Below are 16,270 nucleotides of genomic sequence, written 5' to 3' on the forward strand. Positions count from 1 at the left end.
GGCCGCGCCACCATCCCCTGGAGCCTTATGCCACGCTGCTTTTGGTGTTCTGAAGATCCGCTGTACATGGCTTATCACGATCAGGAGTGGGGAACGCCGCTGCGCGATGCGCAGGGCTTGTTCGAGTTGCTTTTGCTCGAAGGGTTCCAGGCGGGCCTTTCCTGGATCACCGTTTTACGCAAGCGCGAGCATTATCGAAAGGTCCTGTTCGGCTTTGATGCACAGCGCCTGGCGCGGTTGAGCGATAACGAGATTGACGCGTTGATGCTGGACCCGGGCATCGTGCGCAATCGTCTGAAGCTCAACGCGACCCGGCGCAACGCCGCCGCCTGGCTGGCGCTGGAGGACCCGGTGGGTTTGCTCTGGTCGTTCGTCGGAGGCAAGCCCAAGGTCAATCATTTCAAGGACCGCAGCGAAGTGCCGGCCATTACGCCCGAAGCCGAAGCCATGAGTCGCGCGCTGAAAAAAGCCGGTTTCACCTTTGTCGGGCCGACCATTTGCTATGCCTTCATGCAGGCCTCGGGCATGGTCATGGACCACACTCAGGACTGCGACCGTTACGCGGATCTGGTCAACGCCGGTTAGAATGCCGGCCTTGCGCACCACACACGATCAGGAGTGACCTGTGGAAAAGTTTAAAGGCGCCTTGCTGGTAGGCGCTCTCCGGTTATTTGCCCTGCTGCCCTGGCGCGCTGTCCAGGCGGTCGGCACGGCGATCGGCTGGATCATGTGGAAAACCCCCAACCGCTCCCGCGACACGGTGCGGATCAACCTCTCCAAGTGTTTCCCCGACATGGACCCCGCCGAGCGCGAAGCGTTGGTCGGCCGCAGCCTGATGGACATTGGCAAGTCGTTGACCGAAAGCGCCTGCGCCTGGATCTGGCCGGCCCAGCGCTCGATCGATCTGGTGCGCGAAGTCGAAGGCCTTGAAGTGTTGCACCAGGCCCTGGCGTCAGGCAAAGGCGTGGTCGGGATCACCAGCCACCTGGGCAACTGGGAGGTGTTGAACCACTTCTATTGCAGCCAGTGCAAACCGATCATTTTCTACCGCCCGCCCAAGCTCAAGGCGGTGGATGAATTGCTGCGCAAGCAGCGCGTACAGCTGGGTAACCGCGTGGCGGCGTCGACCAAGGAAGGCATCCTCAGTGTGATCAAGGAAGTGCGCAAGGGTGGCCAAGTAGGGATTCCGGCGGACCCGGAGCCGGCCGAATCCGCCGGCATCTTCGTGCCGTTCTTCGCCACCCAGGCGCTGACCAGCAAGTTCGTGCCGAACATGCTCGCGGGCCACAAGGCCGTTGGCGTGTTCCTGCATGCCCTGCGGCTGCCGGACGGTTCGGGTTACAAAGTGATCCTGGAAGCGGCGCCGGAAGACATGTACAGCACCGACACCGCCACGTCGTGCGCGGCGATGAGCAAGGTGGTGGAACGTTATGTCGGCGCCTACCCGAGCCAGTACATGTGGAGCATGAAGCGCTTCAAGAAACGCCCGCCGGGTGAAGAGCGGTGGTACTGATTCACCGCTGACCTCCAGCCCAATGGAGATCGAATGTGGGAGCTGGCTTGCCTGCGATAGCATCACCTCGGTGTCTCTGAAACACCAAGGTGGCTGCATCGCAGGCAAGCCAGCTCCCACAGGGGATCACCTCAGGCTTGGCGGTCGAGTTTTTTCAGGAACACAGTCATCTCTTTTTCAGCCTGTTTGTCGCCATGGGCCTGGGCGGCTTCGATGCCCCTCTCCCACGTATGGCGCGCTGCTGGCTGATCACCCAATCCAAGTTGCGCCTTGCCCAGCAACTTCCACGCCGCCGAATACATCGGGTCGAACTCGACACACTTGTGCAAATGCTCCGCCGCCCTGGCGTAGTCCTTCACGTCCAGATAGCCCTTGCCCAAACCAAAACGCAGCAATGCGTTATCCACGCCCTTTGCGAGCATCTTTTCCAGGGATTCGAGCATGCCGGTCACTCCGTTTGATCAGAAAAAGCTCAAGCCCACGTGGAACAACTTCTCCACATCGCGGATATGTTTTTTATCCACCAGGAACAGGATCACATGGTCACCTGTGGCGATCACCGTGTCGTCGTGGGCAATGATCACCTCTTCATCACGAATGATCGCGCCAATGGTGGTGCCCGGCGGCAAGCCGATATCGCGGATGGCCTTGCCGATCACCTTGCTCGACTTCGAGTCACCGTGGGCGATCGCCTCGATGGCTTCCGCCGCGCCCCGGCGCAGGGAGTGCACGCTGACGATATCACCACGGCGCACGTGGGCCAGCAAGGTGCCAATGGTCGCCAGCTGCGGGCTGATGGCGATGTCGATATCGCCGCCTTGGATCAGGTCGACATAAGCCGGGTTATTGATGATGGTCATCACTTTCTTCGCCCCCAGCCGCTTGGCCAGCAAGGAAGACATGATGTTGGCTTCGTCATCGTTGGTCAGCGCCAGGAAGATATCGGCGTCGGCGATGTTTTCTTCCATCAGCAGGTCGCGGTCCGAGGCGCTGCCTTGCAGTACGACGGTGCTGTCCAGGGTGTCGGACAAATGTCGGCAGCGTGTCGGGCTCATCTCGATGATCTTCACCTGGTAGCGGCTCTCGATGGCCTCGGCCAAACGCTCGCCGATCTGCCCGCCGCCCGCGATGACGATGCGCTTGTAGGTTTCGTCGAGGCGGCGCATTTCGCTCATGACCGCACGAATATTCGCCTTGGCGGCGATGAAAAACACTTCGTCGTCGGCCTCGATCACCGTATCGCCCTGAGGCAGGATCGGACGGTCACGCCGGAAAATCGCCGCCACGCGGGTTTCCACATTGGGCATGTGCTCGCGCAACTGCCGCAGTTGCTGGCCGACCAGCGGGCCGCCGTAATAGGCCTTCACCGCGACCAGTTGCGCCTTGCCGCCGGCAAAGTCGATAACCTGCAAGGCGCCCGGGATTTCGATCAGGCGCTTGATGTAGTGAGTCACCACTTGTTCCGGGCTGATCAGTACGTCCACCGGAATCGCGTCGTTGTCGAATAGCCCGGCGCGGGTCAGGTAGGCCGCTTCGCGCACCCGCGCGATTTTGGTCGGGGTGTGGAACAGGGTGTGGGCGACCTGGCAGGCGACCATGTTGGTTTCGTCGCTGTTGGTCACGGCCACCAGCATGTCGGCGTCGTCGGCACCGGCCTGGCGCAGTACCGTCGGGAACGAGGCGCGGCCTTGTACGGTGCGGATGTCGAGACGGTCGCCAAGGTTGCGCAGGCGTTCGGCATCGGTATCGACCACGGTGATGTCGTTGGCTTCGCTGGCCAGATGTTCGGCCAATGTGCCACCGACCTGCCCTGCTCCAAGGATGATGATTTTCATCCGGTCACTCCCTTAAACCTGTTCAGCCGCGCACGGCGGCGATCTTGATCAGTTTGGCGTAGTAGAAGCCATCGTGTCCGCCTTCTTGCGCCAGCAACTGGCGACCGTGGGGCTGCTTGATGCCGGCGGTAGTGGCGAGGTCCAGCTCCCGGGCGCCGCTGGTGCGGGCGAGGAAGGCCTTGATCACCTCGGTGTTTTCCGTCGGCAAGGTGGAGCACGTGGCGTAGAGCAGGATGCCGCCGACTTCCAGGGTCGGCCACAGCGCATCGAGCAGCTCGCCTTGCAGTGCGGCCAGGGCAGCGATGTCGTCGGGTTGGCGGGTAAGCTTGATGTCCGGGTGGCGACGGATCACTCCAGTGGCCGAGCATGGCGCGTCGAGCAGGATGCGCTGGAACGGTTTGCCGTCCCACCAGGCGGCGGTGTCGCGCCCGTCGGCGGCGATCAGCTCGGCGCTCAGGCCCAGGCGTGCGAGGTTTTCCCGCACGCGCACCAGGCGCTTGGCTTCCAGATCGACAGCGACGACACCGGCCAGGTCTTTTTCGACTTCCAGGATGTGGCAGGTCTTACCGCCCGGCGCGCAGCAGGCGTCGAGCACACGTTGGCCGGGCGCAAGATCGAGCAGGTCGGCCGCCAGTTGCGCGGCTTCGTCCTGCACGCTGATCCAACCCTCGGCAAAGCCCGGCAGGCTGCGCACGTCAGTGGCCACTTCAAGCACGATGCCGTCGATGCTGTACACGCAGGGCGTGGCGTTGATGCCGGCGTCGGCGAGCAATTGCAAGTAGGCGTCACGACGGTGATGGCGGCGGTTGACCCGCAGGATCATCGGCGGGTGCGCATTGTTGGCCGCGCAAATGGCTTCCCATTGCTCTGGCCAGAACGCCTTCAAGGACTTTTGCAGCCAGCGCGGGTGAGCAGTGCGCACCACCGGGTCATGTTCCAGCTCGGCCAGCAGCCCTTCGCTTTCGCGCTGGGCGCGGCGCAGTACGGCGTTGAGCAGCGCTTTGGCCCAGGGCTTTTTCAGCTTGTCGGCGCAACCGACGGTCTCGCCGATAGCGGCGTGAGCGGGCACGCGGGTATAGAGCAACTGATAAAGACCCACCAGCAGCAACGCCTCGACATCGGCATCGGCCGCCTTGAACGGCTTCTGCAGCAACTTGGCCGCCAGCGCTGACAACCGTGGCTGCCAGCGGGCGGTGCCAAAGGCCAGGTCCTGGGTGAACCCGCGATCGCGGTCCTCGACCTTATCCAGTTGCGTGGGCAGGGAACTGTTCAGCGAAGCCTTGCCGTTGAGCACGGCGGCGAGCGCCTTGGCGGCGGCCAGACGTGGGTTCATGGGGCCACCACGCCAAGGACCGTGCCCAGGGCAAATTTCTCACGACGGCTGTTGAACAAATCGCTGAAGTTAAGCGCCTTGCCACCGGGCAATTGCACGCGGGTCAGGCACAGCGCCTGTTCGCCGCAAGCGACCAATAGGCCGTCCTTGCTGGCGCCAATGATTTCACCCGGAGTGCCTTTGCCGTCGGCCAGGGTCGCGGCCAGCACTTTCAAGGCTTCGCCGTTGAGGGTGCTGTGGCAGATTGGCCATGGGTTGAAGGCACGGACCAGGCGTTCCAGCTCCACGGCCGGGCGGCGCCAGTCGATGCGCGCTTCGTCTTTGTTCAGCTTGTGGGCGTAGGTGGCCAGGCTGTCGTCCTGCACTTCGCCTTCCAGGGTGCCGGCGGCGAGCCCGGCGATGGCCTGGAGCACGGCGGGAGGGCCCAGCTCGGCAAGGCGGTCGTGCAGGCTGCCACCGGTGTCTGCGGCGGTAACCGGGGTGGTGACTTTGAGCAGCATCTGGCCGGTGTCCAGGCCCGCTTCCATGCGCATCACCGTTACGCCGCTTTCTCGGTCGCCCGCTTCGACGGCGCGCTGGATGGGCGCCGCACCGCGCCAGCGTGGCAGCAGCGAAGCATGGCTGTTGATGCAACCCAGGCGCGGAATATCCAGCACCGCTTGCGGCAGGATCAAGCCGTAGGCCACCACCACCAGCAGGTCCGGTTTCAGCGCGGTGAGTTCAGCCTGGGCGTCGGGGTTGCGCAAGGTCGGCGGTTGCAGCACGGGAATGTTGTGTTCCAGCGCCAGTTGCTTGACCGGGCTCGGCATCAGTTTTTGCCCGCGACCGGCCGGGCGATCCGGCTGGGTGTACACCGCGACGATGTCATAAGGGCTGGCAAGCAAAGCCTTCAGATGTTCGGCGGCAAATTCGGGAGTGCCGGCAAAAACTATGCGCAGTGGCTCGGTCATGGGAGGTCTCGGTTAAAAACAGTCACAAAAGAAAAAGGCTTGCCGCGGCAAGCCTTTGGAAGAAGGGCATCAAGCTTGCTGGCGATGCTTTTTTTCCAGCTTCTTCTTGATCCGGTCGCGCTTGAGCGTGGACAGGTAATCGACAAACAGCTTGCCGTTGAGGTGGTCGCATTCATGCTGGATGCACACCGCCAGCAGGCCTTCGGCAATCTGCTCGAACGGCTTGCCGTCGCGGTCCAGGGCCTTGATCTTCACGCGCAGCGGGCGTTCGACGTTCTCGTAGAACTCGGGCACGGAGAGGCAGCCTTCCTGGTATTCGCCCATCTCGTCGGTCAGGGGTTCGAACTCAGGATTGATGAATACCCGCGGTTCGCTGCGATCTTCCGACAGGTCCATGACCACGATGCGCTGATGCACGTTGACCTGGGTCGCGGCGAGGCCGATGCCCGGGGCTTCATACATTGTTTCAAACATGTCATCGACCAACTGACGAACCTTGTCGTCCACTACGGCCACCGGCTTGGCGATCGTGCGCAGGCGCGAGTCGGGAAATTCGAGGATGTTCAAAATAGCCATAAGCGTAATTGCTGCACATGTGAGGTAGAGGCAAATCGGCGTTGGGATGGACCCACACGACCGGTGTGAAACCCTTGAAGGCCGCAAAGGCCAAGGCATTTCACGCGAACGCACATAATAAAGGAGATTGACCCCATGAGGAAATCGCTACTCGTCTTGCTGTTGTGGGCCCCGTTCGCCACGGCCCTGCTGCCCCAGCCCGTCCAGCGCCTGGATCAGCCGACGCAACAGGCTATCCAGCGCTTTTTACTGCATAACCGCATTCTCGACTCACCCCAGGACCTGGATAACGCGCCGTACATCGTCGCCGCCGATGCCGGGCGAGTACTCGGCGCCCATGGCGAGCGGGTGTATGCCAGGGGTGACTTGGACCCTTCCCAACCCGATTACGGAATATTCCGACGAGGCAAGGCCTACACCGATCCTCAGACCCAGGAGCTGCTGGGCATCAATGCCGACGACATCGGCACTGCCCGCTTTATCACCGCCGGCGACCTCACGACCCTGGCCGTACAGCGGATGACCCAAGAGGTGCGTCCCGGTGACCGCCTTTTACGCGCGCAGTCTGCCGTCGACTCGGCAAGCCTTGCGGTGCCGCCAGCGGCGCCGTTCGTCGATGGGCACATCATCGATGTCCCGAAGGGCGTGACCCAGATCGGTGTGCTGGATGCCGTGACCCTGAACAAGGGCCGCCGGGACGGTTTGGTGGAAGGTCAACTGCTAAGTGTGATCAAGACCGGCGCCACGGTGCGCGATGGCCTCACCGGCGCAGCCACGAAACTGCCCGACGAACGCGCGGGCACCCTGCTGGTGTTTCGCACCTACGAAAAGCTCAGTTACGGCCTGGTCCTTAAGGCCTCGCGCCCGCTGGCCGTGGCCGACCGTTTCGAGACGGCCCGTCACCCGGAATAAATAGCCTGCTAAATAAGTTACCAACAGAGTTATCCACAGCTTGTTGCGGTCAAGGATGATCATATGCCCCCGATAAAGAGCCACCTAATATCCCCGTGCGAACTGGAAGCCCGGCTGCGCTTGCACCGGCTGCCGGAGCTGGGTCCGAAGCGTTTTCGCTTACTGATCGAAGCATTCGGTTCTGCGTCCAAAGCCATCAGCGCGCCAGCCAGCGCGTGGCGTTCGCTTGGGTTGCCCGCCACCAGCGCCGATGCCCGGCGCAGTATTGAAGTGCGCGACGGCGCCAGTGCGGCATTGGCCTGGCTGGAGCGCCCGGCCCAGCAATTGCTGATGTGGGACCAGCCGGAGTACCCCGCACTGCTCGCCCAGATTGATGATGCGCCACCGCTGTTATTCGTCGCGGGCGACCCTTCGATCCTGGAAAAACCGCAGTTGGCGATGGTCGGCAGCCGCCGTGCATCGCGTCCCGGCATGGACACGGCGGCAGCCTTTTCCCGCAGTTTGGCGAGCGCCGGTTTCGTCATCACCAGTGGCCTGGCGTTAGGCATCGACGGCGCAGCGCACCAAGCGGCATTGGACGTAGGTGGCCAGACGGTCGGCGTACTCGGCACCGGGCTCGAAAATTTTTATCCACAACGCCACAGACGGCTGGCGGAGGCGATGATCGACCAAGGCAGCGCCGTGGTTTCCGAGTTTCCGCTGGACGCGCCGCCCCAGGCCGGCAACTTCCCCAGGCGCAACCGGATCATCAGTGGTTTGTCCCTTGGCGTACTGGTGGTGGAGGCCAGCATGGCCAGTGGTTCGCTGATCACTGCGAAACTGGCGGCGGAGCAAGGGCGTGAGGTGTATGCCATCCCAGGTTCCATCCATCATCCCGGCGCCAAGGGCTGCCACCAGTTGATCCGCGACGGCGCGGTATTGGTAGAGACCATCGAGCACATCCTGGAAGGCTTGCGTGGCTGGCAAGCGCTGTCTCGTCCGGCGCCGATGCCTGTTACCCATCCGTTGGTGGCGCTGCTGCACGCAGCGCCCCATACCAGTGAAGCCCTGGCGATTGCCAGCGGGTGGCCATTGTCGCAGGTGCTGGCGACGCTCACCGAGCTTGAACTGGAGGGCCAGGTCATCTGCGAAAGTGGGCGCTGGCTTGCGCGCTGCTAGGTTTTGTAAAGAAGATCGGTAAACTGCGCAGAGCTTTAATCTGGAGAATCAACCATGGTCAACCGGTGGCGTGTGCTGGAAACCGCACGAGAAATTCGCGCAGGCGCGGTGATTGCCTATCCAACCGAGGCGGTTTGGGGCTTGGGCTGCGACCCATGGAACGAGGCCGCGGTGGACCGTTTGCTCGCGATCAAGAACCGCTCGGTGGACAAGGGCTTGATCCTGGTGGCGGACAACATCCGCCAGTTCGACTTTCTGTTCGAAGACTTCCCACAGGATTGGATCGACCGCATGGCCAGCACTTGGCCAGGGCCGAATACCTGGCTCGTCCCCCATCAGGATCTATTGCCGGAATGGGTGACGGGCGTGCATGACACCGTGGCGCTGCGAGTGACGGACCATCCGCTGGTACGTGACTTGTGCTCGCTGGTGGGGCCGTTGATTTCCACGTCGGCCAACCCACAGGGGCGCCCGGCCGCGCGAACGCGGATTCGCGTGGAGCAGTATTTCCGTGGCCAGGTGGATCGGGTGTTGGGTGGCGCCCTGGGTGGGCGCAAGAACCCCAGCCTGATCCGAGATTTGGTGACAGGCGAGGTGGTGCGGCCTTCCTGAGACCGCGTCGCGGCCATCGCGGGCAAGCCCGGCTCCCACATTTGATCGATGTCCGTCATGACAACTCGGTCAAGTGTGGGAGCGGGCTTGCCCGCGATGAGGCCCTCAAGGCAACAGAATGGTCGACCCGGTCGTACGCCGCCCCGACAACTCCGTCTGTGCCTTCGCCGCCTCCGCCAACGAATACCGCTGGTTGATATCAATGCGTACCTTGCCGCTCTTGATCATCGAGAACAAGTCATCGGCCATTGCCTGCAAGTTCTGCGCGTTGTTGGCATAAGTCGCCAGAGTCGGCCGGGTGACGTACAGCGAGCCCTTGGCCGCGAGGATTCCCAGGTTCACCCCGTCCACCGCGCCCGACGCGTTGCCGAAGCTCACCAGCAGCCCGCGCGGCGCCACGCTGTCCAGCGACGCTGGCCAAGTGTCTTTACCGACGCCGTCATACACCACCGGCACCTTTTTGCCGTCGGTCAATTCCAGCACGCGCTGTGCGACGTTTTCCTTGCTGTAGTCGATGGTTTCCCAGGCACCGAGGGACTTGGCCAGGGCAGCCTTTTCCGGCGAACTCACGGTACCGATCAGCTTGACGCCCAATGCCTTGGCCCATTGGCAGGCCAGGGAACCCACGCCACCGGCCGCGGCGTGGAACAGGATGGTTTCGCCGCCTTTGAGTTCATAGGTCTGGCGCAGCAGGTACTGCACGGTCAGGCCCTTGAGCATGGCGCCGGCGGCTTGTTCGAAGCTGATCTCGTCCGGCAGGTGCACCAGGTTGGCGGCGGGCAGCACGTGCAACTGGCTGTAGGCACCCAGCGGGCCACTGCCGTAGGCAACCCGGTCGCCGACCTTGAATTGGCTGACTTCGCTGCCGACGGCGTCAACCACACCAGCGCCTTCGGCACCCAGCCCCGATGGCAGGGACGGCGGTGCATACAAGCCACTGCGCAAATAGGTGTCGATGAAATTCAGGCCGATCGCCTCGTTACGCACTCGAACCTGCTGCGGGCCCGGCTCCGCCGGCGTGTAATCCACATACTCAAGCACTTCGGGGCCGCCATGGGCGCTGAACTGGATACGTTTGGCCATCTGCACTTCTCCTGAGGTCGAATTCCTGTAGCGTCCTATCGGACTCCTAACCTTGATCTTCGTCAACTGCGGCGCAGTCGGATGCAGTGGTATCCTGTGCGCCCATTTGCCGCCGACGCCCAACGGCCTCGCGTAGCTTTGCCCGATTCAAGGTGATGCCATGACTACCCGCACCGAGGCCGTAAAGGCCTACCTGCTCGACCTGCAAGACCGTATTTGCAGCGCCCTGGAAACCTTCGAGACGGACACTCGCTTCATTGAAGACGCCTGGGTCCGGCCTGCCGGCGGCGGCGGTCGTACCCGTGTGATCGAAAACGGTTCGGTGATCGAGAAAGGCGGCGTTAACTTTTCCCATGTCTTTGGCAGCGGTCTCCCACCGTCCGCCAGTGCGCATCGGCCTGAACTGGCCGGCCGCGGGTTTGAAGCCTTGGGCGTGTCGCTGGTTATCCACCCGCACAACCCTCATGTGCCGACGTCCCACGCCAACGTGCGGTTTTTTATCGCCGAAAAAGAAGGCGAAGAACCGGTGTGGTGGTTCGGCGGCGGCTTTGACCTCACGCCTTACTACGGCAACGAAGAAGACTGCATTCACTGGCACCGCGTGGCCGAGCAGGCCTGCGCGCCGTTTGGCCCCGACGTGTACGCGCGCTACAAGGCGTGGTGTGACACCTACTTCCACATCAAGCATCGCAACGAGCCCCGCGGTATCGGCGGCCTGTTCTTCGATGATTTGAATGAGTGGGGCTTCGACACCTGCTTCGCGTTCATCCGCGCCATCGGCGACGCTTACATCGACGCCTACCTGCCGATCGTGCAGCGCCGCAAGGCCATGGCCTACACCGAGCAGCAGCGCCAATTCCAGGAATTTCGCCGGGGCCGCTACGTTGAATTCAACCTGGTCTACGACCGTGGCACGCTGTTCGGCCTGCAATCGGGCGGGCGTACCGAGTCAATCCTGATGTCGCTGCCGCCGCAAGTGCGCTGGAGCTACGACTGGAAGGCCGAGGCCGGCAGCGAAGAAGCTCGCCTCACTGACTACTTTCTTCAAGACCGCGATTGGCTCGGTCTTGCCGTGCCCAAGGCGGCTGTCTGATGGATCGCTATGTCGTCTTCGGCAATCCCGTTGGCCACAGTAAATCGCCGCTGATCCATCGCCTGTTTGCTGAGCAGACCGGCGAGCTATTGGACTACAGCACCTTGCTCGCGCCGCTGGACGATTTTACCGGCTGTGCCCGTGAGTTTTTCCAGCAGGGCCGTGGTGCCAACGTCACCGTGCCGTTCAAGGAAGACGCCTACCGCTTGGCAGACACCTTGACCGAACGCGCCCAGCGCGCCGGCGCGGTGAATACCTTGAGCAAGCTTGCCGACGGCAGCCTGCTTGGCGACAACACCGATGGCGCCGGCCTGGTGCGCGACCTCAGGGTCAACGCCGGGTTGAGCCTGCAGGGCAAACGCATCCTGGTGCTGGGTGCCGGTGGTGCGGTACGCGGGGCGTTGGAACCTTTGCTGGCCGAGCAGCCGGCGTCGTTGATCATTGCCAACCGCACCGTGGAAAAGGCTGAATTGCTCGCCGAGTTGTTTGACGATCTGGGCCCCGTGGCGGCCAGTGGGTTCGATTGGTTGCGTGAGCCCGTGGACGTGATCATCAACGCCACGTCGGCGAGCCTGTCAGGCGATGTACCGCCGATCGCCGGCAGCCTGATCGAGCCGGGCAGGACGTTTTGCTACGACATGATGTACGCCAAGGAACCGACTGCATTCTGCCGCTGGGCCACCGAACAAGGCGCAGCCGTGTCGATGGATGGGTTGGGGATGCTGGTGGAGCAGGCGGCGGAAGCGTTCTTTCTGTGGCGCGGTGTACGCCCGGATTCGGCGCCGGTGTTGGCCGAGCTGCGCCGGCAGTTGGCTTAACCCAACTTAATGTGGGCACGGCCCAATGTGGGAGCTGGCTTGCCTGCGATAGCGGTCTGTCTGAAACACCGCTATCGCAGGCAAGCCAGCTCCCACAGTTTTAACCGCGTTCAGTCCTCGAAATGGATGGGGCAGTTTTCCGGACCTTCCAGTTTTTTCAGCTCGTCAACCACTTGCGGCCGCGCCCGGCGCAGCGTCAGGCTGCGCCCCAACCTACGTAACCTGCGCGCCTCCTGGTGCAGCATCTCCACCCCCGAATAGTCGATAAAGTTGATCTGCTGCGCCTCGATCACTACCCGCTCGCCCTGCAAGCTTTGCAGGCGCACTTGCAGATAATGGCTGGCGCCGAAAAAGATCGACCCGCCGACCCGCAGCACATCCTCCTCCCCGTCCCGCCACTGTTGTACCCGTGGCTGCGAGGTGCGCTTGAGGTAGAAAAACAGCGACGCCAGCACCCCCGCATAAATTGCCGTTTGCAACTCCAGCAGCAAAGTTGCGAGGCAGGTCAGGCACATCACCACAAACTCGGCGCGGCTCACGCGGAACAGCGCGCGTATGCCGCGATGGTCCACCAGGCCCCAGCAAATCAGCAGGATGCTCGCGGCCATGCTCGGGATCGGGATATGGGCGATCAACGTCGCGCCGAACAGCGCGAACACTGCCACCCAGAGCGCAGAAAACACGCCGGCCAACGGCGAACAAGCACCTGCCTCATAGCTCAGGCCCGAGCGAGTAAAGGAACCGGCTGACAGATACCCGGAGAAAAATCCGCCGACGATGTTGGATAAGCCCTGCGCGCGGACTTCCTGGTTGGCGTCGAGCAGTTGTTGCGAACGGGCGGACAGCGAGCGGGCAATCGACAAGCTGGTGACCAGCCCCAGCATGCCCACCGCCACGGCGCTGGGCAGCAGGCGCAGGATGGTGTCCAGGTCCATCGGCAACGGGCTGAACGGCGGCAACTGGCCAACAAACGAACTGACCAACGCCACGTGCCCGAACATCGCCGGCCACAGCCAAACCATCAGGCTGCCCAGCGTGAGTGCAATCAACAGCGTCGGCCAGCGTGGTAGCCAATATTTGAGCAGCGCGCCTGACAGCAACGTGCCTAGCCCAAGAGCGAGGGAGGCGCGATCCCATTCGCCACGGTGCTCCACAAGCGCCAGCAGGCTATTGATCGCCGTGGCCTGGCTGGGCAAATCCAACCCCAGCAGGTTGGGCAACTGCCCCAGGGCAATGACCACGGCGGCACCCAGGGTGAAACCGAGCACTACCGAATGGGAGACAAAATTCACCAGCGCGCCAAAGCGCAACATGCCCAGCAACCATTGGAAAACCCCGGCGAGGAAGGTGAGCAGCAGGATCAGGGTGATGTAGTCCTGTGAGCCCGGCACAGCCAGCGGACTGACACTGGCGTAAAGCACAATGGAAATCGCCGCCGTTGGGCCGCCGATCAAGTGCCAGGATGATCCCCAAAGGCAGGCGATCAGCACCGGGATGATTGCGGCGTACAGGCCGTATTCGGGCGGGAGGCCGGCGATCAGCGCGTAGGCAATCGACTGCGGCAGGGCGAGCACGGCGCCGCTGAGGCCGACCATCGCGTCCCGGCCGACGCTGGCGCGGGTTTGGCGCGGGAGCCAGGCGAGGAAGGGGAAGAGTGATTGGCGGTTGGGCCGGGGCATGAAAAACTCGGCTGGAAAGGTTGGCTCAGATTATCAGTACACACTGGCCCTTGTGGGAGCTGGCTTGCCTGCGATCGAATCACCGCAGTGTACCTGCAATACCGAGGTGCCTGAATCGCAGGCAAGCCAGCTCCCACACAAGCCAGCTCCCACAGGGATTGGTGTTGGGCTTTAGAGTTTGGCTTTGACCGCTGCCAGCGCATCCTGGCCATCCACGGTTTTCACGCCATCAAGCCACTTGTCCAACACCGCCGGGTTCGCCTTGATCCACGCCTTCGCCGCTTGCGCATTGCTGACCTTGTTGTTGGCCACATCCGCCATGATGCTGTTCTCCATCTCCTGGGTAAAACTCAGGTTGGTCAGCAGTTTCCCCACGTTCGGGCAGGCCTGTGCATAACCTTTTCGGGTCAGCGTATACACGCTGCCGGTGTCGCCAAAGTACTTCTCGCCGCCCTTGAGGTAATGCATTTTCAACTGCACATTCATCGGATGCGGGGTCCAGCCGAGGAAGGTCACGAATTTCTGCTTCTTAACCGCCCGCGATACTTCGGCGAGCATCGCCTGTTCGCTGGACTCGATCAGCTTCCACTGGCCGAGGTCGAAGTCGTTCTTCTTGATGATCTCTTGCAACGAGATATTCGCCGGTGCGCCGGAACCGATGCCGTAGATCTTCTTGTCGAACTTGTCGGCAAACGTGTTCAAGTCGGCAAAGTCATGCACCCCGGCGTCCCACACATAGTCCGGCACGGCGAGGGTGAACTCGGTGCCCTCGAGGTTTTTCGCCAGTTGCACCACATCGCCATTGGCCACGAACTTGTCATAGAAGCCTTGCTGCGCCGGCATCCAGTTGCCCATGAACACGTCCACCTGGCCGTCCTTGAGCCCGCCAAAGGTGATCGGCACCGCGAGGGTGTCGACCTTGGCCTTGTAGCCCATGCCCGTCAGCAGAAAGCCGGTGATGGCATTGGTCGCGGCGATGTCACTCCAGCCGGGATCGGCCATCTTCACGGTTTCGCAGCTGGTGTCCGCGTACACATTGGCGCTCCCAAGCGCCAACATACTCAGCATCACAGTCAACTTTTGCATGGCCTTCCCTCAATCTGTTTATTGGTTTTGGCAGGGTTGTGGATAACGTGCCTTGCGCTCCAGGTCGTCGAGGTCGATATGGTTGCGCATGTATTGCTGACTGGCGTCCACCAGTGGCTGGTGATCCCAGCTCTTGAGCTTGCCCTGGGTCAGTGCTTCAAACACCAGGCGACGGCGGCGTTGGCTGGCGAGTACCTGTTGATGGATCGCCGGGATGTCCCATTTGGCCCGCGCCTCGTTCAGGAAGTCGGCGAACAGCGCCTGATGCAGCGGTGACTGGCTGAGTTCTTCCTGCTCCCGTGGATCGTTATGTACATCGAACAATAGACAAGGGTCGTCTTCGCTGTAGATGAATTTGTAGGCGCCACGGCGAATCATCATCAGCGGGCTGATAGTGCCTTCAGCCATGTATTCGCCAAAGACCTCGTCGTGCCCACCATGCCCTTGCAAGTGCGGGACCAGCGAGCGGCCGTCCAATGGCAAGCGTGGGTCCAACTCGCCCCCGGCCAGTTCCACCAGGGTGGGCAGCAGGTCGGCGGTGGACACGGCCTTGGACACGCGGCCCGCAGCGAACTGCCCTGGCGCACTGACCAGCAGCGGCACGCGGGCGGCCATTTCAAACCAGTGCATTTTGTACCAGAGGCCGCGCTCGCCGAGCATGTCGCCATGGTCGCCGGAGAAGATGATGATGGTGTCGTCGGCCAGGCCGGTGTCTTCCAGGGTCTGCAGCAGTTTGCCGACATTGCTGTCGATGTAGCTGCACGCGCCAAAGTAGGCGCGGCGCGCATCGCGGATCTTATCCACAGGCAGCGGCTTGTCCCACAGGTCGTAGACCTTGAGCAGGCGCTGGGAATGAGGGTCGAGGTCGCTCTGTGCCGGGGTAGTAGGCAACGGGATGTCGGCGTCGTCGTACAGATCCCAGAACGGCTTGGGAATGGTGTACGGGTCGTGAGGATGGGTCATCGACACGGTCAGGCAGAACGGCTGGTCGCCGTCCTCACGGATATGGTCGAACAAGTACTGCTGGGCCTTGAACACCACTTCTTCGTCGAAATCCAGCTGGTTGGTGCGCACACACGGGCCAGCTTGCAGCACCGAAGACATGTTGTGGTACCAGGTGGGGCGCACGTCCGGCTCGTCCCAGTTCACCGCCCAGCCGTAGTCGGCGGGGTAGATGTCGCTGGTCAGGCGTTCTTCGTAACCGTGTAATTGGTCGGGGCCGCAGAAGTGCATCTTGCCTGACAGCGCGGTGCGATAGCCGAGGCGGCGCAGGTAATGGGCGTAGGTCGGCACATCGGCGGGGAAATCCGCTGCGTTGTCGTAGGCCCCGATCTTGCTCGGCAACTGCCCGCTCACCAGTGTGAAGCGCGACGGTGCGCACAAGGGACTGTTGCAATAGGCCGCGTCGAAGACCACGCCTTGGGCGGCGAGGCGACTCAGATTCGGCAGCTTGATGGGGGAAGATCCGTAGAACGGCAGCATCGGCGCGGCCATTTGATCGGCCATGATGAAAAGAATGTTCTTGCGCTTCATGGGTTCTCGGCATTCCATAGGCGGTGTTTATGCGAATGAGCATGCAGCCCATGGAAAATGGGGTAAAGCCCATGCAAAGCAATGTCTAG

Annotated in this window: 16 protein-coding genes; 7 read left to right on the forward strand and 9 right to left on the reverse strand. The window is 62.2% G+C overall.

Annotated features, from left to right (window positions below; translation table 11 throughout):
- Positions 1–27: 27 nt before the first annotated feature.
- Together KVG91_RS13345 and KVG91_RS13350 are read left to right on the forward strand one after the other, a co-directional pair.
- Positions 28–585 (forward strand): DNA-3-methyladenine glycosylase I, encoded by a 558-nt coding sequence (locus KVG91_RS13345; RefSeq protein WP_169375256.1) that lies wholly within the window; start codon positions 28–30, stop codon positions 583–585.
- Positions 586–625: 40 nt separating this feature from the next.
- Entirely contained in the window at positions 626–1,513 is an 888-nt protein-coding gene (locus tag KVG91_RS13350) for a lysophospholipid acyltransferase (RefSeq protein ID WP_169375255.1), read from the forward strand.
- A 131-nt stretch (positions 1,514–1,644) separates the two neighbouring features.
- Here the strand turns inward: KVG91_RS13350 and KVG91_RS13355 are convergent, their stop codons facing one another.
- The 5 genes from KVG91_RS13355 to def form a co-directional block, all read right to left on the reverse strand.
- The gene (locus KVG91_RS13355) at positions 1,645–1,956 is read right to left on the reverse strand and encodes a hypothetical protein (RefSeq protein WP_169375254.1); all 312 of its coding nucleotides are present in this window, start codon (positions 1,954–1,956) and stop codon (positions 1,645–1,647) included.
- A gap of 18 nt (positions 1,957–1,974) precedes the next feature.
- Positions 1,975–3,348, reverse strand: coding sequence for a Trk system potassium transporter TrkA (trkA, locus tag KVG91_RS13360; protein WP_169375253.1), 1,374 nt, complete (start codon positions 3,346–3,348; stop codon positions 1,975–1,977).
- A gap of 22 nt (positions 3,349–3,370) precedes the next feature.
- A complete protein-coding gene (rsmB, locus tag KVG91_RS13365) occupies positions 3,371–4,681 on the reverse strand; it encodes a 16S rRNA (cytosine(967)-C(5))-methyltransferase RsmB (RefSeq protein WP_169375252.1) in 1,311 nt (436 codons plus the stop codon).
- Positions 4,678–5,631: a methionyl-tRNA formyltransferase gene (fmt, locus tag KVG91_RS13370; protein ID WP_169375251.1), complete on the reverse strand. Its 954-nt coding sequence runs from the start codon at positions 5,629–5,631 to the stop codon at positions 4,678–4,680. Before fmt ends, rsmB begins: the two co-directional genes overlap by 4 nt.
- A gap of 69 nt (positions 5,632–5,700) precedes the next feature.
- Entirely contained in the window at positions 5,701–6,207 is a 507-nt protein-coding gene (gene def, locus KVG91_RS13375; protein WP_169375250.1) for a peptide deformylase, read from the reverse strand.
- Positions 6,208–6,342: 135 nt separating this feature from the next.
- On the opposite strand from def, the gene KVG91_RS13380 reads away from it, so the two are divergent.
- From KVG91_RS13380 to KVG91_RS13390, 3 genes are all read left to right on the forward strand, one after another.
- Positions 6,343–7,119: a peptidoglycan-binding protein gene (locus KVG91_RS13380; RefSeq protein WP_169375249.1), complete on the forward strand. Its 777-nt coding sequence runs from the start codon at positions 6,343–6,345 to the stop codon at positions 7,117–7,119.
- 63 nt (positions 7,120–7,182) lie between these two features.
- Positions 7,183–8,277 (forward strand): DNA-processing protein DprA, encoded by a 1,095-nt coding sequence (gene dprA / locus KVG91_RS13385; RefSeq protein WP_169375248.1) that lies wholly within the window; start codon positions 7,183–7,185, stop codon positions 8,275–8,277.
- Between the two features lie 54 nt (positions 8,278–8,331).
- The gene (locus KVG91_RS13390; RefSeq protein WP_169375247.1) at positions 8,332–8,889 is read left to right on the forward strand and encodes an L-threonylcarbamoyladenylate synthase; all 558 of its coding nucleotides are present in this window, start codon (positions 8,332–8,334) and stop codon (positions 8,887–8,889) included.
- Positions 8,890–8,994: 105 nt separating this feature from the next.
- Here KVG91_RS13390 and KVG91_RS13395 read toward each other — a convergent pair whose 3' ends face one another.
- The gene (locus KVG91_RS13395; RefSeq protein ID WP_169375246.1) at positions 8,995–9,972 is read right to left on the reverse strand and encodes an NADPH:quinone reductase; all 978 of its coding nucleotides are present in this window, start codon (positions 9,970–9,972) and stop codon (positions 8,995–8,997) included.
- Positions 9,973–10,132: 160 nt separating this feature from the next.
- Here KVG91_RS13395 and hemF point away from each other — a divergent pair, with 160 nt between their 5' ends.
- Together hemF and aroE are read left to right on the forward strand one after the other, a co-directional pair.
- Positions 10,133–11,065: an oxygen-dependent coproporphyrinogen oxidase gene (hemF, locus tag KVG91_RS13400; RefSeq protein ID WP_169375245.1), complete on the forward strand. Its 933-nt coding sequence runs from the start codon at positions 10,133–10,135 to the stop codon at positions 11,063–11,065.
- Positions 11,065–11,883, forward strand: coding sequence for a shikimate dehydrogenase (aroE, locus tag KVG91_RS13405; RefSeq protein ID WP_169375244.1), 819 nt, complete (start codon positions 11,065–11,067; stop codon positions 11,881–11,883). The genes hemF and aroE overlap by 1 nt, the downstream gene beginning before the upstream one ends.
- 110 nt (positions 11,884–11,993) lie before the next feature.
- Here aroE and KVG91_RS13410 read toward each other — a convergent pair whose 3' ends face one another.
- From KVG91_RS13410 to betC, 3 genes are all read right to left on the reverse strand, one after another.
- Positions 11,994–13,562 (reverse strand): SulP family inorganic anion transporter, encoded by a 1,569-nt coding sequence (locus KVG91_RS13410; protein WP_169375243.1) that lies wholly within the window; start codon positions 13,560–13,562, stop codon positions 11,994–11,996.
- A 171-nt stretch (positions 13,563–13,733) separates the two neighbouring features.
- On the reverse strand, positions 13,734–14,648 hold the full coding sequence (choX, locus tag KVG91_RS13415; protein WP_169375242.1) for a choline ABC transporter substrate-binding protein: 915 nt from the start codon (positions 14,646–14,648) through the stop codon (positions 13,734–13,736).
- Positions 14,649–14,666: 18 nt separating this feature from the next.
- Positions 14,667–16,181 (reverse strand): choline-sulfatase, encoded by a 1,515-nt coding sequence (gene betC, locus KVG91_RS13420; protein WP_169375241.1) that lies wholly within the window; start codon positions 16,179–16,181, stop codon positions 14,667–14,669.
- Between the last annotated feature and the right edge of the window lie 89 nt (positions 16,182–16,270).

The sequence above is a fragment of the Pseudomonas azadiae genome, from assembly GCF_019145355.1.
GTDB lineage: Bacteria > Pseudomonadota > Gammaproteobacteria > Pseudomonadales > Pseudomonadaceae > Aquipseudomonas > Aquipseudomonas azadiae.